Below are 24908 nucleotides of genomic sequence, written 5' to 3' on the forward strand. Positions count from 1 at the left end.
ATGTTAAAACTGTTAAAATGTACTAAAATTTAGTTAAAATGAAAATTAACAGTAACAATTTGTACTTCAAAAAGTCTATTAGGCATAACATAAAAATTAATCCAAAACATATTTATCATGAAAAAATTAAAATTAGTTTCATTATCATTAGCACTACTTATTGGATCTTTATCGTATGCCTCAAATGCTGAACCAGACACCAAATCTGAAATTAGAAATCAAATCATAAGCCTATTAAACAAAACGGAAGTAAACATTGATTCTGATCAATTAGTAGCTAATGTATCTTTTATGCTAAACGAAAAATCAGAACTTGTCATCATTTCTGTGAGATCAAAAAATGATAAAAAAAATAATTATATAATTGATACTTATATTAAAAAACACTTGAACTATAAAAAAGTAAAAGTGAATAACTTAAAAGTTGGTAAAGTTTATGAAATGCCTTTTAAAATGGTAAAATAACAAATAATACATAAAAAAGAGAGACTGCCTTTAAGTTAAAGACAGTCTCTCTTTTTTTTTCAAAACACATTAATTATTCTTCAATTAATTTATCTAATAATTCTCTAATTGAATTACTGTTCCAATTGACAGCTCCATATTCTGACAACGCCACCTTTCCATTTTTATCTAAAATAAAAGTTGTAGGAATGGTTGAAACTTCTAATTGCTTTGGTGCCTGTGACAGTTGATTGTATGTAGGAAAGTTATAATCATTCTTACCATAAAATTTCTCTACTTTCTCTTTAGTATCTGTAGTTACAAATAAAAACACCAATTTTTCATTATAATCTAAATACAGCTTATGTATCATGGGCATTTCTGCAATACAAGGTGGACACCACGTTGCCCAGTAATTTATAAAAACTACTTTGCCTTTTAATGATTCCAAGTTCATATCGTTCGCCGAAACAATTCCTTTGAATTTTAAATCATAAGTATCTACTGTCAATCGCTTATCAATTTGCTCCACAGAAGGTGAAAAAATTAAGGTCTTTACATAGGTAATACCTTGGGTTAGCTTTGCTCTTGTACCCAAACCAAATGGTGTAAAAAGGAAAATAATAAATCCGAAAAATAGAATATTTGAAATTGTTTTTTTGTTTAGTTTCATATTGTATTAGTAGTATAATTATTACAATCTTACAAAAATAAATAAAAAAAAGGTGCAACAAATGTTACACCTTAAATAACTCAAAACACTAAAATCGTTTTATCTATTTACTGTCCCTGATGGGAAAGAAGCACCATTAAAAGTTAAGTCATATGTTGCCGGTGCCGTTTCATTACCTGCAGTACCCAATAAAGGTTTTAATAAAAAGGGTGCCGGTGAGTTATCTGGTGATGGTTCTACAGAAAGCACTACCGTTCTTCCTCTAATATCTAATGGAAATGTAAATCCTGTTGGTGTATTACTAAAAAAATCTTCACCCGGAATTGGAGGGCCTGCATTTTCAATTCCACTGAAAGAAGTTGCACTTCCAGCATTGTCATCTGCTACATCAAACGCCGTAAAGGTACCTGTAGATAAAGGACCTTGACCATCTACGACAACCCAACCTTCGTATTTCCAACCGGCTTCCAATGTAGGTAATGTAAAAGCTGCTGTTGGTGGAGCACCAGGTGTACCAAACCAAATTCCACTTTCATCGTTACCATTATTATCTGCAGATTCATCGGTTGGAGATCTTAAAAAGAATTTCCCAGCTGGTGTATCTGTAGTAAAATCACCAACTGTACCCACTGAAACTGTAGCACTACTTCCTGAAAAATCTCCTACAATTAATTTAGTATCAGAAGGTGTTGCTGCCGCAGTACCTGTTTCTCCTGCAGGTTCTATGCTTAATACAAATCTAGTAGCTGCATCTAATTCAACAGCATCTACAGCAAAATTTTGACCTAATGAAATGTCTGAAAATGTTCCTGTACTTACTGGAGCTCCATCAACTATAATCCATCCTTCATAAACATAATCTGAACCCAATTCTTCCAGACCGGTAACATTGATGGTTAAATTTTTTGTTGAAGGCGAAAAGTTGTTATCTTCATCACATGATGTAAATAGCAGTCCAAAAGCTGTAATAGCTAAAAATAAATTGTTTCTTGTCATAATAAAGTTTTTTTTATGTGTTAGTAATCGTGTTTTTATTAGCATCAAATGAGAGACTAATAATTTGAGTAAAATTTATATGACAAATATAAAAGAGGTATGTTTTATAAAATGTTAGCTAGCTAACACTATGCAACTTTTTTCAGGATACGAATTTCTTTTTTATAAAAATCTAAGATTTTTTCATGTTTTAATTCGTTAAGTATAATATTAAGTGTAGGTCTAGATGTACCAATTAATGAAGCAATATCTTTTTGGGTGTAAGGGTGTTTAATAATCTTATCACCAGTCTTTTCACAATCATATCCATAATCTTCACACAACTCATCTAAAAACTCTAACAGTCTGGTTTTTGTATCTTTAAATAGTAACAATTGAATTCTTCGTTCCAACCTTTTAATACGTAATCCAATGAATTTATAAATTTTAAAGCTTACGGAAACATTATCCCTCATCAATTCATAAAGTGTTTCTTTTGATATCGGGCAAATAGAGGTTGTATTATCTATAGATTGTGCAAATTCATTTCTTTTATCAATTCCTAAAATGGCTTTTTCTCCAAACATTTCCCCCTTCGTCAATATTGCTCTAACAACTTCTTCACCGTCATCATTATATTGACCTATTTTAACTTTACCTTTATTAATCAAATAAATTTTATTGGCAGCATCTTGCTCAAAATAGATATAATCCCTTTTTTTATAAAAACTAAATTTATGGTTTGAAGAATACTCCGAATATTTATGAGGGCATAAAATTTTAAAAAGATTTACATCATCAAAAAACCACATATTAGTGTTCATAGCTATATTGTTTTGGTTGATGATTAAGTCGGGGTGTACTGCTATTTCTTACAAAAGAAAAAAAAGTAGGCTATAAGCCGGATTCTGTAATTCAGTTGAACTGAAATCCTTATCATTTATCTACGTTATACATTACTGCATAACTTTAGCTGTTTACCCCTTGGAATTGGACGCGTACCCTTACCCTTTCGGGACTCCAATATACGTAACATTGCATCTCATAGAGTTTACCTGGTTTCACTACAGCCTAACTGTACTTGCTTTCTGTTGCACTTGTCCTTGGCTTACGCCAGACGGATGTTATCCGCTATGATTCGCTGTGATGTCCGGACTTTCCTATTCCACTATTGGTGAAATCGATAAGGTAGCCTACTTTCTGCAAAAATAGAACTAATAAAAATGTGAATCTATAATTTATGGATAAAAAAAATCCCACTCCTTATTTAAAAGGAGTGAGAAAATTGCTATGAAAAAGAAATATTACTGAACTATTGCTCAGCAATACAAATATATAAACGCCGTCTCTATCGTTTTATTGCAACGTATAAGTAATTAATGATGAAATAAACAAAAACCAACTTAACATACTGAAAAACAATGTGTTGAGAAATGTTAAAAATTTGTTACAAAAAAAAACCCACTCTAAATTAGAGTGGGAAAATTGCTATGAAAAAGAAAAAGTGTTGAATTTTACAATTCAACAGGACAAATATATAAATTTTATTAATAAAAACAGTAAATAATTATCAATAAATGATTAATTCACACTTGTTTTATGAAAACATATCTTTGACCTTTTCAAAAAATGATTTATCTGAATGTGTTGGTATCGGTGCAAAATGCTCATCATCTTTCATTGATTCGAAAAAAGCTTTTTGATCTTTTGACAAATCCTTTGGTGTCCAAACATTTACATGAATTAGTAAGTCACCTTTACCATAACCTTCTAGACTCGGTAAACCTTTACCTCTCAATCTTAATATCTTACCGGACTGTGTACCTGCTTCAATTTTAATTCTGACCTTACCTGTTAAGGTATCAATTTCCATACTTTCACCAAGTACAGCATCAGGAATACTCACATACATATCATAGTGTAAGTTATTACCCTCACGTTTTAACTTATCATGTGGAATTTCTTGAATAACAACCAATAAATCTCCAGATATACTGTTTCCTGGAGCCTCATTACCTTTACCTGATACTTTCAATTGAACGCCATCTACAACTCCAGGTGGAATTTTAATAGAAACACTTTCTTCTTTTTCTATTAAACCTTGAGCATTTGAGCCACTTGGTCTGTGATCTATCATTTGACCAGCACCTTGACATGTTGGACAAGTAGTTGCTGTCTGCATTCTACCTAGTATAGTATTGGTAACTCTAGTAACTTGACCTTGACCATTACATGTACTACAGGTCTTATAAGTAACTCCCTCGGCTTTAACCAAACGCTTTACTTTTACCTTTTTTTCGACACCATTAACAATTTCTTCTAATGTTAATTTGACACGAATTCTAAGATTACTCCCTTTAACTCTAACGCCTCCTCTACTTTGACCACCTCCGCCAAAACCAGAAAATCCGCCGCCGCCGCCGAAAGCACCTCCAAAAATATCTCCAAATTGACTAAAGATATCATCCATGTTCATACCACCACCGCCAAAGCCTCCACCTTGACCACCTTCAAATGCAGAATGTCCAAATTGATCGTAACGTGCTTTTTTATCAGTATTACCTAATATTTCATAAGCTTCTGCTGCTTTTTTAAATTTTTCTTCCGCTGTTTTATCATCAGGATTTTTATCCGGATGATATTTTATAGCCTTCTTTCGATACGCTTTCTTTATCTCTGCAGGAGATGCACTTTTTTCAATTCCTAATATTATATAATAATCTTCCTTCAAAATTTAAAATTTAATTACACTGAAAATAATTTATTGACCGATAACTACTTTTGGATAGCGAATAATTTTATCACCCAACTTATATCCTTTTTCAGTTACGTCAATAACCTTTCCTTTTAATTTTTTTGATGGAGCAGGAATTTGAGTAATAGCTTCATGTATTTCCGCATCAAATTTATCACCTTGCTTCACCTCTACCTTTGTTAATCCCTTTTGCTCTAAAGTTTTTAAAAGTTTTTGATAAATTAATAATACTCCTTTTCGTAACTCTTCAGCCTCCTTATCGTCTTCTGCATGCGTTAATGCACGTTCAAAATCATCTAAAACTGGCAATAAAACAGTCATTAAGTCTTGATTTGCAGTTTTAAATAACTCTACTCTTTCCCTTGAAGTTCTTTTCTTATAATTTTCAAACTCAGCAAATAAGCGTAAATACTTATCTTTTTCCTTTTGAATTAAATCTTCAGTAGTCGGTTCTGCAGTATCATTCACTTCTTCTCCATTAACTTCTGCCTGACCATCTTGAACATTTTCTGTATCTTGAATCTCTTCTTGATTTGTATTTTCTTCTGTACTCATCTCTATGAATATTTAACATTAAAAATTTAGTTTGCAAAAGTACTGCCAATTCCTCTAAAATGCCATAATGTCAGAAGAAAAATTTTAATAGAGAAATATTATCCACATATTTGCTAAAACCATAGTAGAAAACATACTATAATTCAATGGAAAGGATAAAAGCACTTCACTTTTAAACAAAAAAATCCAATTTTACCGAAATAAAATTGGATTTATAATTTTTTGGGATTTTTAAAATTAATCTACTCTTATAATTTTAGCTCCGATAGCTTGCAAACGTTCATCTATACGTTCGTAACCTCTATCGATCTGTTCTATATTATGAATTGTTGAAGTTCCTTTAGCAGAGAGTGCTGCAATAAGTAAGGACACTCCTGCTCTAATATCAGGTGAAGTCATCGTTGTAGCCTGTAAGTCAGATTTAAAATCATGACCAATTACAGTGGCTCTATGTGGGTCACATAAAATAATTTTAGCTCCCATATCTATCAATTTATCAACGAAAAACAAACGACTTTCGAACATTTTTTGATGAATTAATAAACTTCCATTTGCTTGTGTTGCTACAACCAAAATAATACTCAATAAATCTGGCGTAAATCCAGGCCAAGGAGCATCAGATATGGTAAGTATAGAACCATCTATAAAACTCTGTACATTATACCCATTCTTATGTTCTGGTATATGAATATCATCACCTTGACGTTCTACTGTTATTCCTAATTTTCTAAAAACGCTTGGTATAACTCCTAAATCATCCCAACTGACACCTTTAATAGTTAATTCACTTTTTGTCATTGCTGCCAGGCCAATCCAACTTCCAATTTCAATCATATCAGGTAACATTCTGTGTGATGTACCACCTAATTCTTTAACCCCTTCTATATGTAACATATTAGAACCTACACCCGTAATTTTGGCTCCCATTCTATTCAACATTTTACATAATTGCTGTAAATACGGTTCACAAGCGGCATTATAGATCGTCGTTTTTCCTTCGGCCAATACAGCTGCCATGACAATATTTGCTGTACCTGTAACAGAAGCTTCATCTAGTAACATATATGCTCCTTTCAGAGTTTTAGCCTCTACACCATAAAAATGATCTTCTTTATTAAAGCGGAACTTAGCACCTAACTTCATAAAGCCCTCAAAATGCGTATCTAAACGTCTTCTTCCTATTTTATCTCCTCCCGGTTTAGGAATATACCCTTTTCCAAAACGTGCTAACAAAGGCCCCACAATCATAATTGATCCACGTAAACCACTACCATCTACCTTAAACCTTTCTGACTCTAAATATTCTAAATTAACGTCATCTGCCTGAAAAGTATAGGATCCTTGACCATTTTTTTGAATTTTTACACCAAAATTCTCTAATAGATTTATCAGCTTGTTTACATCTACAATATCTGGAATATTTGAAATTACAACTTTTTCTGGTGTTAATAATACTGCACACAAAATTTGTAAGGCTTCATTTTTTGCTCCTTGAGGTGTAATTGAACCTTTTAGTTTATGACCGCCTTCTATTTTAAAAGTCCCCATTATTGATTGTTAGGTTTTTTAGTTGTGGTTATTCTATTTGATTTACTAAGATGATAAATTAATAGGTTGGTATAAACCTTTACCTATCCTTATCTTTTTCTACGATTCTTATTTGAATTATTTTTATGCTTATTCGTAGGTTTATTTGTAGATTTATTTGTAGGCTTTTTCCTTAATAAATTTTTAATTTCAGATAACGTTTCATCTGAAGTACTCAAATTTATCTTTCCATGAGAAAGTTCTGCTAAATGTTTAAATATAACATCATCATCAACAGTATCTTTATTCCAATTAAGAAAGCATTTTTTCATGTGGTTAGCAATCGTAAAAATAAGTGCTTCTTTAAGTTCTCCTTCTTCCCATGTCAATGCAGTATCTATCATAGTCTGAATATTATGACCATAAAACTTATACTTTGATGCTGCTTTCGGATAATCTAACTTATCTGGTTTTGCTGTTAATTCAGCTTGTGACGGAGTTGTATAAGGAGAATCTGCATCCAAATTAAAATCAGACATGATAAAAAGCTGATCCCATAATTTATGTTTAAAATCTGGTACATCTCTTAAATGCGGTTGCAAATTACCCATTACATCAATAATGGCATTCGCCATTTCGTTACGTTTTTCTTTTGTTTCTAGCTTAATACAGTGGTTTACAAGCTTCTGTACATGTCTACCATATTCAGGTATTATCAAATGTTCTCTCGCTGAATTGTATTCTAAATCGTAGTCAATCATAGTAATGTATATGTAGTACCCTAACGGATATTTTTTAAAAGTATTTTTATAGTATGCACAAAGAAACAATTATTTGTTTAAAGCATAGTGTTTTAACCTAAAATTTTAAGTTTGGCAAATTGTAACAGTAATTTTTTACTTCCAACTGAATCAAAGTTTATTTCAGCTTTCTTATTAGAACCAACACCTTCTAAGTTAACAACTTCACCCTTACCGAACTTGGTGTGTTCAACTACATTACCAACGGTAATATTGCTATCAAATAGATTTTGATTAATATTACTTACCTTTTTTAGGTTTTTTGGTGTACTTATATGTATCGTTTCTGGAATTGATTTTTGTTTACCTTTAGGTTTAACTACCTCTCTTTTTACAGGTTTTTTAAAGCGAACTTTATCTTGAGGAACATCACCAAAAATATCTTCATTAATAAATTTATTAATATTTGGAGAAACCTTTGGCGTCATAAAATCGATATACTTATCGTCTATTTCTTCTAAGAATCGGCTTGGTTCACAATCTACTAGTTTACCCCAACGGTATCTTGAATGTGCATATGATAAATAGGCTTGTTTTTCAGCTCTCGTAAGAGCTACATAAAACAAACGACGTTCTTCTTCTAGCTCACTTCGCGTGTTCATACTCATCGCTGAAGGAAACAAGTTTTCTTCCAAACCAACAATATATACATATTGAAACTCTAATCCCTTTGCCATGTGCACGGTCATTAAAGAAACACTATCAACATCCTTGTTTTTTTCATTATCTAAATCAGTAGCTAAGGCCACATCTTCAAGAAAGTAAGCAAGTGAAGTATCCGTTTTTCTTTCTTCTCCGTCTTCTTTTTCCTCGTTTTGCTCGTCAATAAAATCTTTAATTCCGTTTAATAATTCTTGAACGTTTTCAACTTTACTTACAGCTTCTGGAGCTTCATCTTTTTCTAACTCCTTAATTATTTTGGTTTGTTTAACAACAAAATCAGCTACTTCAAACGCATTCTTTGTTTCTGCTTCTATCTGAAAAGTCTTCACCATCGTTACAAAATTATGTAGTTTTAATTTTGTACTTGCATTAATTTTCACATCTACTTTATCTATATTTTCAAGAATTTCAAAAATAGATTTTTTATAATGATTAGCAGCAACACTTAATCTTTCAATAGTAGTTTGCCCTACTCCCCTTGCCGGATAATTAATTACACGTTTTAAGGCTTCTTCATCATTAGGATTTACAATTAAGCGTAAATAAGACAATATGTCTTTTATTTCTTTACGTTGATAAAAGGATAATCCACCAAAAATTCTATAGGTTATATCTTTTTTACGCAAGGCATCTTCAATAGCTCTTGATTGAGAATTGGTTCTATACAAAATAGCAAAGTCTTCATTTTTGAGTTGATGATTCATCTTATTATCAAAAATTGAATTCGCCACAAAACGACCTTCTTCCCCTTCTGAGAGCGTACGCATTATTTTTACTTTTTCCCCCTTATCATTATCTGTCCAAATTTCTTTATCTAATTTGGTTTTATTTTTATCAATAACACTATTAGCAGCTTCTACTATATTACTCGTAGATCTATAATTTTGCTCTAATTTAAAAATCTTAACCTCTTCGTAATCCCTTTGAAAATTTAAAATATTTTGAATATTTGCTCCCCTAAAAGCATAAATACTCTGAGAATCATCTCCAACTACACAAATATTTTGAAACCGATCTGCTAAGGCTCTCACAATTAAATATTGAGAGTGATTGGTATCTTGATACTCATCAACCATTATATACCTAAACCGATCTTGATACTTCGCCAAGACATCAGGAAAACGTGTTAAAAGCTCATTGGTTCTCAACAATAAATCGTCAAAATCCATCGCACCTGCTTTAAAACAACGATCTACATACTGCTGATAAATCTCACCTATTTTAGGTCGATTTGCCATTTTATCTGTCTCTTGTAATTCAGAATTTGCGTAATACGCCTTTACTGTAATAAGACTGTTTTTAAAAGAAGAAATACGGCTCAACACTTGTTTTGACTTATATCTATCCTTGTCTAACTGCATTTCTTTTATAATCGCAGAAATCAACCTAACAGAATCTTGTGTATCGTAAATAGTAAAATTTCTAGGAAAGCCTAATTTATCTGCTTCTGATCGTAAAATTCGAGCAAAAACAGAGTGAAAAGTACCCATCCATAAATTTTTAGCCTCACTATCACCTACCATTTTGGCAATTCTGTTCTTCATTTCACGGGCCGCCTTATTTGTAAAGGTTAATGCCAAAATGCTGAAAGAGTCCACTCCTTGCTTCATAAGATGAGCAATTCTGTATGTCAAAACACGGGTTTTTCCAGAGCCGGCACCCGCTATAATAATCATAGCACCATCTTTTTGCACAACAGCAGCTCGCTGAGCTTCATTTAATTCTTCTAGGTAGTTCGTCACAAAGTGTATTTTTGAGTGCCTCAAAAATACAATTGTAATTGCTTTATAACAATTATATGGAGTTAAAATTATGAATAATGATTTATGTAAAACAATTATTTAAAAATTTAACAAAAAAAAGCGTAACCACAAGATATACTAAATATCTACATACCAAATGGTTACACTTTTTAAAACATAATAAACATATTAAAAAAAAATGCTATCTAATTATCTTGTCTATCTTAAATGCCCATGCATAATTACTTTTGGGGTTATTTCTCAGTTCCTCTGGAATAATTACTTTAAACCCTTTATCTAATTTTTCTAACACTAATCGATGCCTTTCAAATAATCCGCTTTAAACTTTAAATATCGCTTCTGAAAAACATACGCCACATATATTCAATAATTATGTTAAAAAGTTTAATTTCATGATTTACTTAATGTTTAATCTTTCTACTTTTTTGGGCCGTACTCAGCGAGTAAGGCGTGTTTTCTGGGTTACTTGCCCACTCCTTATTGGGTGTATTACCCATACTAAATTTGAGTTCACCTCCTTTTTGCAAATCATCAAATTTTAAAAAACTGTTTTGGTAATCAGCTCCGTTAAGACTCGCTTTTTGAATGTAAAAATTATCCTTACCATTATTTTCTGCTTCAACAATGAACGTATTTCCATTTTCCAGATGCAATGTAGCTTTATCAAATAAAGGGCTACCAACCACATATTCATCGGCTCCAGGAGTTACTGGGTAAAATCCTAAAGCACTAAAAACATACCAAGCAGAAGTCTGACCATTATCTTCGTCTCCACAATACCCATCAGGTGTTGCTGAATACAATGTTGTTAATACTTTCCTTATTTTCTCTTGTGCTTTATAAGATTTGTTAGCGTAATTATAGAGATAAATCATATGTTGTATTGGTTGATTTCCATGTGCATAATTCCCCATATTTACAATTTGCATTTCTCTAATTTCATGGATTGTAAATCCATAATAAGAGGCATCAAAAACTGGAGGCATATTAAAGACCTCGTCTAATTTTTCATCGAACTTATCTTTACCTCCCATCAATTCGATCAATCCATCCACATCATGAAAAACAGACCATGTATAGTGTACACTATTCCCTTCTGTAAATGCATCTCCCCATTTTAGTGGATTAAAGGGGGTTTGAAATTTACCATCTTTATTTTTACCTCGCATCCAAGAAGTTTCTGGATCAAAAAGGTTTTTATAATTCATTGATTTTTTATAATATGTATCTGCAATTTCAGTTTTACCTAACTTTTCAGCCATTTTTGCAATGGTAAAATCTGCATAAGCATATTCTAACGTTCTGGCAGCATTTTCATTAATTCCCACGTCATATGGAACATACCCTAAATCATTATAATAATCTACGCCTGCCCTACCCACAGAATTTACAGGTCGCCCTTCACTAACCGTTGCATTTTTTATCAAAGCCTCCATAAGTAGATCCGTATCTAAATCTTTAGCACCTTTTAAAAAGGCATCCGCAATAATCGGTGCAGAATTTGAACCAATCATACAATCACGATGACCAGGACTAGCCCACTCTGGCAACCATCCTGATTCTTTATACGTATTTTCTAGACCTTGAACTATTTTACTATTTAAATCAGGATACATCATATTAAAGAAAGGAAATACCGCTCTAAAGGTATCCCAAAAACCATTATCAGTAAACATATAACCGGGCAGTACTTCTCCATTGTATGGACTGTAATGTACTACTTCATTAGCTGCATTAAATTCATAAAATTTTCTAGGGAAAAGCAATACGCGATATAGACTTGAGTAAAAAGTCCTAATGTTATCAATATTTTGATCTTCAATTTGAATTCTATTTAGTTCTGTATTCCAAGCCTGTTTTGCTTTTTCTTTAGTCTGCTCAAAACTATCCTTTCCTATTTCCCTATCTAACGTTATTTGAGCTTGCTCTGGACTTATAAAAGAAGATGCCACTTTTACATTGACAGTCTCCCCTTTTTTCGTTTTAAATCCAATAATTGCACCCACGTGCTTCCCTTCACTTTCTGTAACATTCTCCAACAATTTCCAATCATCAGTCCATGTATGATTGATTTCGAAATCTTTATCAAATTCTGCTACAAAATAATTGTGAAAATTTTCAGGAACACCACCACTATTATTTCGACAATACCCAATAATTTTGCGTTCTTTAGGTAATATTTTAACCATAGATCCTTTAAAAAAAGCATCTAACATTATGTATGACTTTTCAGATTCTGGAAATGTAAATTTAAAATGAGCTGCTCTTTCGGTTGGAGAAACTTCAGCGGTTACATCATAATCTGCCAAATACACTTTGTAATGATATGGTTTAACAGTTTCTGCCTTATGCGAAAACCAAGACGCACGTTCATCTTCTTGAAATTTTAAATCGCCTGTAGTTGCCATAAAAGAAAATGCCGCATAATCATTAATCCACGGACTAGGTTGATGCGTCTGCTTTATCCCTCTAATTTTATTTTCATCGTATTTGTAGGTCCACCCATCACCCATTTTAGAGGTCATTGGTGTCCAAAAATTCATTGCCCAAGGTGTCGCTATAGCTGGGTACGTATTACCATTAGATAAACTAAAATCAGAATCAGTACCCATTAGAGGATTTACATAATCAACTAAATCTACAATTTGTTTTGTTTTCGTTTCTATGCTACCATTATCCGTTTCCTTTTTACAAGAAATAATGGTCATAAATAAGGATACTGCTATAATTTTAATTTTCATATTTGATATATAATTTTATCTTATTACTTGCACTTACTACTTAAACCAAAGTCATATTTTAAAAAAGTATAGACTTCTTTGGCTCTTAATCAAATTAATTAAGCTCAAATTTACCACACAAAAATTTCATCGACAAAAATCCAGGAGTCATTTCCTGCACCCTCATGCCATTTTGGTAATACTTTCGGATTTTCAACTATTACTTTAAAAAATCGAGCTTCTGTTTTTGGAATCTTTACGGTGAATTTTTTTCTTTTAGTGATTCTTTCTTTATCTGTTCTAATAATCTTTAACTCACCAGCAGGTTTAAAAACCCCGTTTTTAGTATTAGAAACTAATACTTTTAACTGTGTAGGAAACAATATCCAACTTCCAATATCTTCTAAGCAATTCACAGAAATATTATCCACTTTTTTTACTGCTCCTAAATCAAGAGTAGTATTGACATCATAACCTAAATACCCAGTCCAATTTCCATCTTTAAAAGATAAACCTCCTTCTTTTAAATCGAACAATTTACCCGCATCAGGATACCGCTTTTCAGGCTTATCTTTTATGGTATAATGTGTGATACGATCATTAACTTTAAAATAATCTTTTTGCAACACGTTGCTTGTTAGCCATCCTTTTTTAAATGCTCTCGTCTTTAGCGTTTTCGACTTATTAATAATAATTTGTTCATTAAAAATTGCTGATGTTGAATCTGGATCTTCACCGTTGAGCGTATATCTAACCGTAACATCCTTAAATTTACTCTCAATGGAAAGGGTTATTGTATCAATAAATAAGGTTTTTTCTGGAATAATTGTTGGCTCTTCTAACTGACTCATTTCGACAAAACCTTCTATTAATCCACTATGAATACTCACTTCATGTTCTTTTTCAAGTGTCATTGCCATTTCTTTAGTAACCCCTGTTTGCCAAACATAAATATGATTAGGCTGAATTTCTTTCAATAATTCTTTCAATCCATTATTTGTAACCGCTGTATTAAAAAGGTTTAGGACTTCTAAACTTTTAATACTTTTTATATTTCTTACAACCTCATTCGTCACTTTTGTATTGTCTAATCTGAGCATTTTTAAATGCTGCATTTTTTTAAAAACGCCAGTCATATTATCTGTAATATTTGAATTGCTAAAATCAAGTTCTACGATTTGCTCACTCAATGCAGACAAACTACTCACTTGAGATTTTGTAATGTCTTTACGTAGTGCTTTTACGCTTAGCTCTGGCTCTCCTGGGACCAATTCTAAGACCATGAAGCCTGCCTCGGTTACCTCAGAAATAGCTGACCTGGTTGCTTTGGGAATTACTATTTTATTAAAAACCAAATACTTTTTAAGCAACTTATTTAGTGTGTCATTTTGAGCAATGTTTTCATAATTACCCTCAAATTTCAATCCACTATCTATCCAATGTTTTAGTAACCAAATCTCATCTTTTGTCAATTGCGACTTACCTTCTGGTGGCATATGCTCATCATCAGAAATTGGTAACAATAATTGCTTATATAACAAACTGCCATGTGCATTATTTGCTTCGATAGCAATACCATTTTCTCCCCCTTTTAAAATAACATCTTTAGAAATTAAGGATAGCTCTCCCTTTGTTTTTGTAGGATTATGACATTGAATACATTTATCATCTAAGATCTTAAAAACAACATCATTAAATACTTGTAAACTATCCACCACCTCAATGGTTCGTTCTTTTTTAGCTGGGCCAGCGTATTCAGTTAAAAAATTGTCACCATGAGTTAATACACTACCATAATGACCTGCTATGGTTAAACTAATTAGTGTTATTATAAATACTGGTAACACCATTTTTTTAGCTCCATTACCGTGCTTTAAACTTAAATAAAAAAGTACCGTTGCTAAAATAGCAGTTAAGATTCCTGTATAAAAATGAATGTCTAAAACCTTTTTACCATAACCACCTTCAAGTGATAAAAAATAGCCCAAAATACACGCCAAAATTGCAGAAACTGCTGAAAAACCTAAAGCATACGATATAATTTGATTTGGATAGTTCTTTTTTACACGACCCACAATATCAATTAAAAACGTAAGTAATAAAGCTCCTATAGGTAAATGCAATGCAACGGGATGAAATCTACCAAAAAATAGTAAAATCCTTGGAGCATCTTCATTATTCTGAGCATTAACTACCAATCCACTTAGCAATAAGCAAATTAATATGAGATACTGTTTATGTGTATTTTTTATATTCATCAGTTAAAAATCCATTCGTCCATAAATAACCACGCTTTATTTCCATTACCATCGTGCCAAACGGGAATTTGTTGTACATTTTTTACAGTAATGCTTATGGTGTTTACCATTTGATTTATAGGTATGGTAAAATCCATCATGGCTCTGTCTGTAACCTCAGCCAATGGTTCAAGTTGAAAACTAAATTTTTCTTTATTATTTACAATTACCTCAATTTCAGAGGGTGGAAAAATCCACGAAGCTGGATCACTTAAATATCCAATATCAATACTCTTCAACTCGATATTTTTATCAAAATCAACAGTTGCTTTTGCGATGGTGTCAAAACCAACCCATTGTGAATTACTATATTCTAGCGTTGCTTTTTGTCCATTAATTAAAGTTATATCACCTATTCCTTTATATTTTTCATTAGAATCTGTATGCCATTTAATAGCACTAGCGGAATACCCTTTCTTATATAATTTAACGACAGCGACTTCACTAGCTTTATACGTATTATGAAAAGCTCTAAATTTAAGTTCACATGGTGCACTAATTCTTAGTTCTTTGCTGAATTTATATGATTTCTTTGTAGGGTCAGAACCATCACTAGAGTAAAAAACCTCGGCTCCATCAATATTTCTATCGGTTTTTATGGTAACAAAAGAATCAATTACTGTATTTGAAGCGATAATTCTAGGCTGTACTAGCTGTATATCTTCTCTCTGTAAAAACGATCCTTTAGCTTCTTTATCTTTACAACTAAAGATTAGCATACTTAAAAACAACACAACAATTATTCTCTGCATCATACACGTGTTAATTTTATAGGATAGGTTTGTCCCGAATTCCATTGTGCAACATAAACATTTTCATCTTCGTCTATACAAACATCGTGTGGGTACTGAAACAACCTGATCGTCTGATACAACTCGTTTAATTCATTATTTTTATAGGAAGGTGCAGTTGCTCCGGGACAGGAAACCACTTCGTTTTTTTCGTTCATGATCAACAAAAATCCCGAATCTGCATTTGGAGATTCTTTTGATTTTAATACTGCAAAATAAATTTCCTTTTTATGAATTACAGGTCTACAAATTAATGCTCCGGGAACATTTATAGATTCGATGAATTTACCTTCTAAACTAAAGCGTTTTAAAATGTTCATTTCTCGAGCCGAAATTAACAAACTGGGATTTTTAGCATCTCTATTATCCAAACAAATTCCATGAGCGTTCAAAAATTGTCCATCTTCAGTTCCTTTTCCTCCAAAAGCATTTACAATATCTCCTTTATGGTTGTAATGTGTGATGTATTGATTTCCATAGCCATCTGCCACATAAAAATCTCCATTTTCTAATACTGTCGTTTCTGTAGGCTTATATTCTTCTTTATTTTTATAGTTACCGGTATCAGCAGGATAATCCAATTCAAAAATCACCTTTCCATCTATCGTTGTTTTTATTATTTGATGACGCTCATAATCTGTAATTAATAAGAAATCTTCTCCATTTTCTTTTACCAATGTTAAGCCATGAGCTCCAGGATAATCCGTACCCCAAGTTTCTAATAACTTTCCTGATTTGTCATAAATAATTACATTGTTTTTAGTGTGATTGGTCAATAAAACAATTCTTTCTTTAGAATCTTGCACCATTTCATGACAATCTTGTACTGGCGTTTTCAATGGGTCTAAATTTCCCCATTTCATATTCACTTTATATTGATGTGAATTGTGTCCAATAATTAAATCATCATACTTATCAGCATTAAAAGCACTCGCAAACGTTGGATATGCCATAATACCTAAGGATAGACAAGAGGATTGCTTTAAAAATTTTCTTCGACTTGAGTTGTGGAGCATAAAGTTTAGTTGTTATATTTATATTAAGCCAAAACATCATGCACTACATGCCCCGAAACATCAGTCAATCTATATCTTCTACCTTGATGTTTATGAGTAAATTTTGTATGGTCAACGCCCATTAAATGCATCATTGTTGCTTGTAAGTCATGTACATGCATTGGATCTTTTACAATATTATAGCCAAAATCGTCCGTTTCTCCATAGGTAAATCCTGGTTTTACACCGCCACCTGCCATAAACATGGTAAAACATTTGGGATGATGATCTCTACCGTAATTTGTATCTGTTAATGTTCCTTGACTATAATTTGTACGACCAAATTCGCCTCCCCAAACTACCAACGTATCTTCTAATAAACCACGTTGTTTTAAATCCATTATCAAAGCCGCCGTTGCTTGATCTACATCTTTAGATTGCCCTGCAATTTGCGTTGGTAAATTTTCATGTTGATCCCATCCCATATGATACAATTGCACAAAACGAACATCACGTTCTATCAATCGTCTTGCCAATAAGCAGTTTGCGGCATATGTACCCGGTACAGTTGCATTAGCACCATACATTTGAATAATATGTTCTGGTTCATCGTCAATATTCATGGTTCCAGGAACAGAAGTCTGCATTCTGTATGCCATTTCATATTGTGCAATTCTACTATTTATTTCAGGATCACCAAATTCTTCTTCTTGTTTGTGATTGAGTTCACTAATATGGTCTAACATCTTTCTACGCTCTTGACGCGACATCCCTTCTGGATCTTTTAAATACAATACAGGGTCCTTTCCTGATCTAAACTGAACACCTTGATGTAATGAACTTAAAAAGCCATTACCCCAAAGTCTAGAATATAATGGTTGTGAAAAAGGTCTCCCTGTTCCTCTCGATAATAAGACTGTAAATGTGGGTAAATTATTATTTAAACTACCTAAACCGTAACTAAACCATGAGCCCATACTTGGTCTTCCTGGTTGTTGAGAACCCGTTTGAAAAAATGTAATTGCAGGATCGTGATTTATCGCCTCCGTATGCATTGACTTTACAAAACACAATTCATCAACAATTTTTGAGGTATAAGGCATCAATTCACTTACCCAAGCTCTTGATTCTCCATATTGTTTGAATTTAAAATTACCACCTACTAAAGGGAAATTGGCTTGACCTGATGTCATTCCTGTAAGTCGTTGTCCTTTTCTGACGGAATCTGGTAATTCTTGCCCTCTCATTTTATTTAATAAAGGTTTTGGATCAAACAAATCTAACTGCGATGGACCTCCACTCTGAAACAAATAAATTACACGTTTTGCTTTGGGAGCAAAATGAGGTAAATTCATTCCTGCTAAAGGAGAACCTTCTGCCTCAACAATTGAGGAAAAAGGATCTAATAAAGAAGCTGCAGCTAATCCGCCAATTCCTAATCCTAATTTTTTAAGAAAATGTCTCCTGTTATTATTTAAAAAATGTTTCGAAAGTTCTTCCATATCGTTATGCTTTTACAATAGCTTCATCAAGGTTAAAAACCAAACTTGTTAATACAGATAATCCATATAATTTTTCCGCTTTAATTGATTGATTTACTTCGATTAGCTCATTTATTTTTTGTGCCTCTTTTTCGTTATACTCTTGCTCTGCATTTTTCAAAAATGTCAATAATTTTTCTTTTTCTTCTGTGTCTGGAGTTCTTGAAGTTAATTTTCTAAAAATATGTACTATTCGTTCCTCATCTGTCTTTGCCCCTCCCTCTTTTAACGTATTTAAGGCCATAACTTGAGCTGCTTCTATTAAAACAGGATCGTTTAACATTACTAAAGCCTGTAAAGGTGTACTTGTTTTCTGACGTTCTACAGTACATAAATCACGTCCAGCAGCATCAAAAGTCATCATAGCTGGTGGTGGCACTGTCCGTTTCCAAAATGTGTATAAACTTCTTCTATATTGATTACCACCGCTATCCATAAAGTATTTTGTTAATCCTTGACCTGAAGTTGTTTCTTCCCAAATACCAGGTGGTTGATAGGGTTTCACACTCGGACCTCCTACTTTTTCAACTAACAAACCACTCACGGATAATGCGTTATCTCTAATCATTTCTGCCGTTAGTTTATCTCTAGAATTTCGTGCTAAATATTTGTTATTAGGATCTAATTCTAGTAACTTTTCGTTGGTTTTAGACGTTTGTTGATAGGTATTAGATAGCACCATTCGCTTCATCATTTTTTTCATATCCCACCCCTCTTCTCGAAAAGTAATGGCTAGCCAATCTAGCAATTCAGGATGCGATGGTAATGCTCCCTGATTTCCAAAATCAGCACTACTCGAAACTATTCCTACACCAAATATTTGCTGCCACATTCTATTAACGGCAACTCGAGCTGTAAGACTATTTTCTTCATTAAAGAGCCATTTTGCTAATCCTAATCTATTTCTTTCATATTTCCCTTCAAAAGGAGCCACCATTTCAGGAGCTGCCAATTGCACTTCATCCGTTGGAGCGTCATATGCACCACGATTTAAAATATAAGTTTTTCGTTGTGCTTTATTATCTCGCATAACCATAGGCTTAGCTTCCTTAATACTGTCGGGCATATTAACAAAACTAAGGGCTTCTTCTATTTCTTTTTGAGTAATGGTAATATTAGGTTCAGGAATTTCATCATAACCTATCAATCCCTTTTCATCAACATGATTAAAAAAACCATAAAAGCTATAATACTCTCGTTGTGATATTGGATCATATTTGTGATCATGGCATTGAGCACATTCCATTGTTAATCCCAATAAGGCTTTTGACGTTGTATTCGCTCTATCCAAGACATATTCAACACGATATTCCTCATCAATTACACCACCTTCTTGGGTTATTTTATGATTTCTATTAAAACCTGTTGCTAAAATCTGTTCCAAACTAGCATCAGGTAATAAATCACCAGCCAACTGCCATTCAATAAAATCATTATAAGGTAAATTTCTATTAAAAGCACTAATTACCCAATCTCTCCAAGGCCACATCACACGCTCTAAATCATCTTGATACCCATGAGTATCTGCATATCTAGCAATATCTAACCAATTGGCAGACATACGTTCTCCATAAGCCGTTGAAGCCAACAATTTGTCAACTACTTTTTCATAAGCATCAGCACTATCATCATTTAAAAAACTATCCAACGCATCAATACTTGGTGGTAAACCAGTCAAATCAAATGACACTCGTCTTATTAGTTTTTCTTTACTCGCCTTTTCAGAAGGTTTCAATCCTTTCTGCTCTAGTGTTTTTAAAATGAAATTATCTATTTCATTAGCTACCAATTCTGAATGACTAACCGCAGGTAGATCGCTTTTCACAGGAGGAACAAAGGCCCAATGATCTTTCCAAACCGCACCTTGTTGAATCCATTTGGTCAATACTTTACGTTCGTAATCTGTTAGAGATAGATTTGAGGTTAATGGAGGCATTCTTTTTTCAACATCTGGATTATTGATACGATACACCATTTGACTATTAATGGTGTCACCGGGAATAATGGCATGTCTATCTAATTCCTTACCAATTGCTGCATATGCGTTTTCTTTTATGTCCAACCTAAGTCCCGCTTCTCGTGTGCCTTCGTCTGGACCATGACACAAATAACAACGATCAGATAAAATAGGTTTTACATCAAAAATATAATCTACGTTATCTGGTACCTTCATCTCAGCTGTATCGTAGTTGTTTTCTGAAGTACTACTCAACTTGTTATATCCTTCATTCTTATCTTTTGAAATGTATTTAAAAAGTAATACAAGTAAAAATGGTACCATAAAATAAAGTAACCATTTGGCAGATTTACTCTTGTTCTTTTTAGACATAGCTTTAGAATTTGACAGCAGTTTAGTTATAATTTTGAATATATCACATTTTTTTCGACGAATGTATTGATTTTCACATTTAAAGATATGAAAATTTGATTAAAATGCAGTTCGAAAAATCTTGTCTACCTTACCTTTCTCTCAATAACAATAAAAAGCGTTATTGAATATGTTATTTAGATTATCATTAACTGTGCATATATAAAATACAGGACAGGTTTAACAAATCTTAACCATAATTTAGTCAATATCAAGTTTTATTAATTCATTTAAATTTCAAAATTGAACTACAATTAAAAAAACACAATTCCCTTTTATTCTTAATTTTAAATTACAACATATCAATTGATTATATTATTTTTTAAGGATTTATTAGGATATTTGCTTACTTTTAGCATAAAAATTGCACATTTTAATGTTTAAGAAGTCAAACTACTATTTCCTTTTTTTATTCTTAATCTCTTTTTTGGGGTCAGCACAAAATGCTCAAATAAACAATGCGGAATTGAATAGGCAAGCATACTGTCCATTATCAGAAATTAAAATTGTACCTGTATATACCATAGATAATAAAAAAAGTGTAATAAATACAGTAAATGTAAAAATTACAAGCGGCTATCAAAAAGCACATGACATGTTAAAATTGACTAATGCTTTATTGCATTTGTCAATTTCTACAAATTGGAATGTGGCCGAAGGCAAGTTAATACTAACCAGTAGTAAAGATAAAATATTGACAATAACCGAATGGATATCAGCAGTTAAGGATGTCGCTTACATTAACAACAGTGCTTCGGTTTCAGGTGACCGAACCTTTTCAGTTTTTATAAATAACAACAGTAAGAACACGGTAAATACATATATATTTGTTCCGACGATATCTGAAGTGATTGCAAATGAAAGATGTGGTTCAGGTAGTTTAAAATTATCAGCAAAAGCCACTGGAGATGTTTATTGGTATGATTCCCCTTCATTAGGAATACCAATTTTTAAAGGTGAAAATTTTATAACACCTATGCTAACTACTACTACCACTTATTATGTAGTTGCCGGTTCTGAAGGGTGCTTAGATGGAAAACGAATCCCAATTACCGCAACGGTTTTTAACCTACCTACAGCTCAGAAAAAAACAGCATTAATAAATTGCGATGAAGATGGGAAACCTGACGGTTTAACATTCTTTAATTTAAAAGAAGCTACAGAATATATGACCTTAGGATATGTCGATGATGTTGATATTAGCTACTATATATCAGAAGCCGATGCCATAACTCAAAGGAATGCAATTATTAATCCTGATAATTTCAGTAATGATAAAGCAATTACCGTTTATGCAAGAATAGAAAATAAAGCTCATTGTTATTTTATTGCGGATTTAGTTTTAAATGTTTCTACAACTGCTTTTCCAGAGGGTTATCAACGAGAATTAGTTGGTTGCGATGGAGACATGGTAAATGACGGAATAACTGCTTTTGATTTAACTATGGCAGGAACCGATTTTATGGCACAATTCCCAAAAGAACAAAATTTAGAAGTTTCTTTTTTCAGGAGTTATAATGACGCTTTATTAGAAAACAATAAAATTTTAAATGAAACCAATTATTTTAATAAAACTCCATTTAAAGAAACATTGTATGTTAGGGTTGAAAATAAGGATAATGGAGCATGTTATGGAATAGGGGCTCATTTAGTTTTAACGGTTATGGCAACACCTGAATTTAAAGTAAAACCAACTGCTATTTTATGTTGGGAAGAAGGATCAACTAAATTAGAAACATTTGAAGCCGATGATAATTATCGTTATGAATGGACTAAAGATGGCGTTTTTATCGGAAATACAAGGACTTTAGAAGTTAAAGATGGGGGTGAATATAAAGTAGTAGGTATTTCTACTTACGGTTGTAGATCTATACCACGAACAATCATTGTTAGGGAAGTAAATACTGCCGTACCTTATATGGATGACATTTCAATTAAAGATGGTTATTCAGATAATAATACAATAATCTTAAATGACAAAAACTTAGGATTAGGTGATTACGAATACGCACTAGATTCTTTAAAAGGATCTTATCAACCTAAACCCTTGTTTAAAAACGTCACATCTGGCGTACATACTATTTTTATTAGAGAAAAGCATAATTGCGGCACATCTAGTATTAAAATTTTCGTATTTGAATATCCACAAAGCTTCACACCTAATAATGATGGAATTAATGATTTTTGGAATATTACTGAAGGTCTAGATGATATAGCCCCATATAGTGTTACGATTCTTTCTATTTTTAATTCATCAGGACAATTAGTAACAACTATTAATCCATTTGATATCGGATGGGATGGTACTGATAATAAAGATAAAGCAATGCCAGAAGGGGTATATAGTTTTGCACTTAACCTTATTGATAAAGAAGGTAAAAAACTAGAAAGAAAAGGAAATTTTTATTTAAAGAGAGAATAAATTTTAACAAATAAAGGTCTAATTATTTAGTTTCATTTTTTTAATTTATTCTCTCGTTCAAATTCTATAGTATTTTGTTTAATGATATCAACTGGTTATTCCCAGTCAGGCATTACACTTTTTTCAAATAATAATGACCTTTCACCATCTAAGATGGTTTGAGTATAGATATCTTTTTGAGAAATACCGTCGTTCGAAGTATTTACAAAAATTACCGAAGCTTCATTCGGAGAAAACCGCACATCTAAATCATTAGTTCCAGCTTCTTTATTGTCTAAAGATAAATCGGAAACGGTATCTGTAGTCAGATTATATATAAAAATATGTGAATCTAATTGTCTACCCGATACATTCTCATAACCTGAAATATCACGTGTATATAATAAATTTTGACCATCTACAGATATATTTAACCCTCCAGCTGCACCAGTAACTCCACTAACAATCGTTTTCAAAACGAAACCGCTCATATCAATAGTAATTATTTTTACGCCGTAACCAATTACATTATTTGTTTTTAAGGCTATAAAACTCTCATCAGAACTCCAATCGACTTCTGTTATAAAACTTTCATCAGTGGTTTGATAAACTTGTTGTAAACCGCTACCATCCTTATTGATTACGTATAATTTATCAAAATGAGGGTATAAAAAACGATCTCCATTAGCAGACCAAGCAAAATCTATTTCATTTTGATTATAACCTGCAATTGAAACCGCAGAAGTTACTTTTTTAATGTTTGAACCATCTGGTTGCATTGTAAATAAATGAGATTCAGAATTCACTGTTCTTAAAAAACTAATTAATCCCGCAGCTTGGCTGGTTCTTGGTCTCCAACTATTTTGATCGTTTGTGGTTAGTGCTATTGCTGAAGTACCGTCTTGATTATTTGAATAAATAATATTGTTTTGATTTATAGAGTCTTGTCTAACATAAAACAATCTATTTTCAGGAAATTGATTAATTTGGAATTTACTTACGGGTGTTAAAACATCATCATTAACACCATCTGAAACAGTAATTTGCCAAAAATACTTTGCACCATATTTTAAATCCGTTAACGTATATGTGGTGTCTATAATACTTTCTATAAAAATTACACTATCATCAAAATCATTTTTTACCGTAATATCATAAACCAATTCGTCATCTTCATCAGGGTCTTCAGATGAAAACCATATTAACGGTACTTCAATAGGTAAACCGACAGCATTATCTAAAGGACTATCAATAATTGGAGCTGTTGGAGGCTTGTTTAAGGCATCAGCATCCTCCATTTCAAAAACCAAATTAATGGTATTGTCAGTTGTAACCGTTGCTGCTTCTATTTTCGCTAAAAAACCATCCTTTTCGGCTTGTGCAGAATAATCTCCTGAGGGCACATCAATTAACAGGAAATTTCCTGTAGAATCTGTAAATACCGTATTATTAGTAGGGCTTAACGAAACTTTTACATTCGCTATTGGTTCAAAACTTTTTGCTTTAACTACCTTACCTGTAATGGTACCTTCTCCAATAGGATTCACCTGATCTTCAGAACAGGCGGTAACCAGTAACCCAGTCACTATAAAAATAATTGTTATTTTGTATAAACTTTTCATTTAGTCCGTTTTTTAATC

At 32.4% G+C, this 24908-nt stretch carries 17 protein-coding genes and 1 other RNA gene; 2 read left to right on the forward strand and 16 right to left on the reverse strand.

Annotation, left to right across the window (positions count from 1 at the left end; translation table 11 throughout):
* Positions 1-117 precede the first annotated feature (117 nt).
* Complete coding sequence (locus tag JBL43_RS01035) at positions 118-465, forward strand: hypothetical protein (protein ID WP_198839636.1); 348 nt, start codon at positions 118-120, stop codon at positions 463-465.
* A 73-nt stretch (positions 466-538) separates the two neighbouring features.
* Here JBL43_RS01035 and JBL43_RS01040 read toward each other — a convergent pair whose 3' ends face one another.
* The 15 genes from JBL43_RS01040 to JBL43_RS01110 form a co-directional block, all read right to left on the reverse strand.
* Positions 539-1117, reverse strand: a complete 579-nt coding sequence (locus tag JBL43_RS01040) for a TlpA family protein disulfide reductase (protein WP_198839637.1) — start codon at positions 1115-1117, stop codon at positions 539-541.
* 99 nt (positions 1118-1216) lie between these two features.
* Entirely contained in the window at positions 1217-2113 is an 897-nt protein-coding gene (locus JBL43_RS01045; protein ID WP_198839638.1) for an anti-sigma factor, read from the reverse strand.
* A gap of 128 nt (positions 2114-2241) precedes the next feature.
* Entirely contained in the window at positions 2242-2916 is a 675-nt protein-coding gene (locus JBL43_RS01050; RefSeq protein ID WP_198839639.1) for a Crp/Fnr family transcriptional regulator, read from the reverse strand.
* Between the two features lie 58 nt (positions 2917-2974).
* Positions 2975-3292: RNase P RNA component class A (gene rnpB / locus JBL43_RS01055), an RNA gene on the reverse strand.
* 397 nt (positions 3293-3689) lie between these two features.
* Positions 3690-4826, reverse strand: a complete 1137-nt coding sequence (gene dnaJ / locus JBL43_RS01060; protein WP_198840069.1) for a molecular chaperone DnaJ — start codon at positions 4824-4826, stop codon at positions 3690-3692.
* Positions 4827-4853: 27 nt separating this feature from the next.
* On the reverse strand, positions 4854-5402 hold the full coding sequence (locus JBL43_RS01065) for a nucleotide exchange factor GrpE (protein WP_198839640.1): 549 nt from the start codon (positions 5400-5402) through the stop codon (positions 4854-4856).
* Between the two features lie 237 nt (positions 5403-5639).
* Positions 5640-6950: a UDP-N-acetylglucosamine 1-carboxyvinyltransferase gene (gene murA / locus JBL43_RS01070; RefSeq protein ID WP_198839641.1), complete on the reverse strand. Its 1311-nt coding sequence runs from the start codon at positions 6948-6950 to the stop codon at positions 5640-5642.
* 89 nt (positions 6951-7039) lie between these two features.
* Positions 7040-7690, reverse strand: a complete 651-nt coding sequence (locus JBL43_RS01075; RefSeq protein WP_198839642.1) for a DUF4290 domain-containing protein — start codon at positions 7688-7690, stop codon at positions 7040-7042.
* Between the two features lie 92 nt (positions 7691-7782).
* Positions 7783-10134 carry an ATP-dependent helicase gene (locus JBL43_RS01080; RefSeq protein WP_198839643.1) on the reverse strand — a complete coding sequence of 784 codons (2352 nt, stop codon included), beginning with the start codon at positions 10132-10134 and terminating at the stop codon, positions 7783-7785.
* 422 nt (positions 10135-10556) lie between these two features.
* Positions 10557-12896 (reverse strand): GH92 family glycosyl hydrolase, encoded by a 2340-nt coding sequence (locus JBL43_RS01085; protein ID WP_198839644.1) that lies wholly within the window; start codon positions 12894-12896, stop codon positions 10557-10559.
* Between the two features lie 110 nt (positions 12897-13006).
* Entirely contained in the window at positions 13007-15133 is a 2127-nt protein-coding gene (locus JBL43_RS01090; RefSeq protein WP_198839645.1) for a c-type cytochrome domain-containing protein, read from the reverse strand.
* Entirely contained in the window at positions 15133-15927 is a 795-nt protein-coding gene (locus JBL43_RS01095; RefSeq protein ID WP_198839646.1) for a chitobiase/beta-hexosaminidase C-terminal domain-containing protein, read from the reverse strand. Before JBL43_RS01095 ends, JBL43_RS01090 begins: the two co-directional genes overlap by 1 nt.
* Positions 15924-16916 carry an NHL repeat-containing protein gene (locus JBL43_RS01100; RefSeq protein ID WP_233098650.1) on the reverse strand — a complete coding sequence of 331 codons (993 nt, stop codon included), beginning with the start codon at positions 16914-16916 and terminating at the stop codon, positions 15924-15926. Before JBL43_RS01100 ends, JBL43_RS01095 begins: the two co-directional genes overlap by 4 nt.
* Before the next feature lie 86 nt (positions 16917-17002).
* A complete protein-coding gene (locus tag JBL43_RS01105; protein WP_198839648.1) occupies positions 17003-18460 on the reverse strand; it encodes a DUF1501 domain-containing protein in 1458 nt (485 codons plus the stop codon).
* Between the two features lie 4 nt (positions 18461-18464).
* Positions 18465-20828, reverse strand: coding sequence for a PSD1 and planctomycete cytochrome C domain-containing protein (locus tag JBL43_RS01110; RefSeq protein ID WP_233098651.1), 2364 nt, complete (start codon positions 20826-20828; stop codon positions 18465-18467).
* A 415-nt stretch (positions 20829-21243) separates the two neighbouring features.
* Here JBL43_RS01110 and JBL43_RS01115 point away from each other — a divergent pair, with 415 nt between their 5' ends.
* Complete coding sequence (locus JBL43_RS01115; RefSeq protein WP_198839649.1) at positions 21244-23289, forward strand: FIDD domain-containing protein; 2046 nt, start codon at positions 21244-21246, stop codon at positions 23287-23289.
* Between the two features lie 95 nt (positions 23290-23384).
* On the opposite strand, the gene JBL43_RS01120 is transcribed toward JBL43_RS01115, so the two are convergent.
* Complete coding sequence (locus JBL43_RS01120) at positions 23385-24890, reverse strand: carboxypeptidase regulatory-like domain-containing protein (protein WP_198839650.1); 1506 nt, start codon at positions 24888-24890, stop codon at positions 23385-23387.
* Positions 24891-24908: the final 18 nt, after the last annotated feature.

Origin of the sequence: Aureibaculum flavum (assembly GCF_016406085.1) — a bacterium.
In the GTDB taxonomy this organism is placed as follows: domain Bacteria; phylum Bacteroidota; class Bacteroidia; order Flavobacteriales; family Flavobacteriaceae; genus Aureibaculum; species Aureibaculum flavum.

Bases quoted from the DNA above. Each gene is read 5' to 3' on its own strand.
- murA (WP_198839641.1), bottom strand. From the start codon at position 6,950: ATGGGGACTTTTAAAATAGAAGGCGGTCATAAACTAAAAGGTTCAATT.
- JBL43_RS01085 (WP_198839644.1), bottom strand. From the start codon at position 12,896: ATGAAAATTAAAATTATAGCAGTATCCTTATTTATGACCATTATTTCT.
- JBL43_RS01035 (WP_198839636.1), top strand. From the start codon at position 118: ATGAAAAAATTAAAATTAGTTTCATTATCATTAGCACTACTTATTGGA.
- JBL43_RS01090 (WP_198839645.1), bottom strand. From the start codon at position 15,133: ATGAATATAAAAAATACACATAAACAGTATCTCATATTAATTTGCTTA.
- JBL43_RS01120 (WP_198839650.1), bottom strand. From the start codon at position 24,890: ATGAAAAGTTTATACAAAATAACAATTATTTTTATAGTGACTGGGTTA.
- JBL43_RS01065 (WP_198839640.1), bottom strand. From the start codon at position 5,402: ATGAGTACAGAAGAAAATACAAATCAAGAAGAGATTCAAGATACAGAA.
- JBL43_RS01075 (WP_198839642.1), bottom strand. From the start codon at position 7,690: ATGATTGACTACGATTTAGAATACAATTCAGCGAGAGAACATTTGATA.
- JBL43_RS01095 (WP_198839646.1), bottom strand. From the start codon at position 15,927: ATGATGCAGAGAATAATTGTTGTGTTGTTTTTAAGTATGCTAATCTTT.
- JBL43_RS01040 (WP_198839637.1), bottom strand. From the start codon at position 1,117: ATGAAACTAAACAAAAAAACAATTTCAAATATTCTATTTTTCGGATTT.
- JBL43_RS01050 (WP_198839639.1), bottom strand. From the start codon at position 2,916: ATGAACACTAATATGTGGTTTTTTGATGATGTAAATCTTTTTAAAATT.
- JBL43_RS01110 (WP_233098651.1), bottom strand. From the start codon at position 20,828: ATGTCTAAAAAGAACAAGAGTAAATCTGCCAAATGGTTACTTTATTTT.
- JBL43_RS01105 (WP_198839648.1), bottom strand. From the start codon at position 18,460: ATGGAAGAACTTTCGAAACATTTTTTAAATAATAACAGGAGACATTTT.
- JBL43_RS01115 (WP_198839649.1), top strand. From the start codon at position 21,244: ATGTTTAAGAAGTCAAACTACTATTTCCTTTTTTTATTCTTAATCTCT.
- JBL43_RS01045 (WP_198839638.1), bottom strand. From the start codon at position 2,113: ATGACAAGAAACAATTTATTTTTAGCTATTACAGCTTTTGGACTGCTA.
- JBL43_RS01100 (WP_233098650.1), bottom strand. From the start codon at position 16,916: ATGGCATATCCAACGTTTGCGAGTGCTTTTAATGCTGATAAGTATGAT.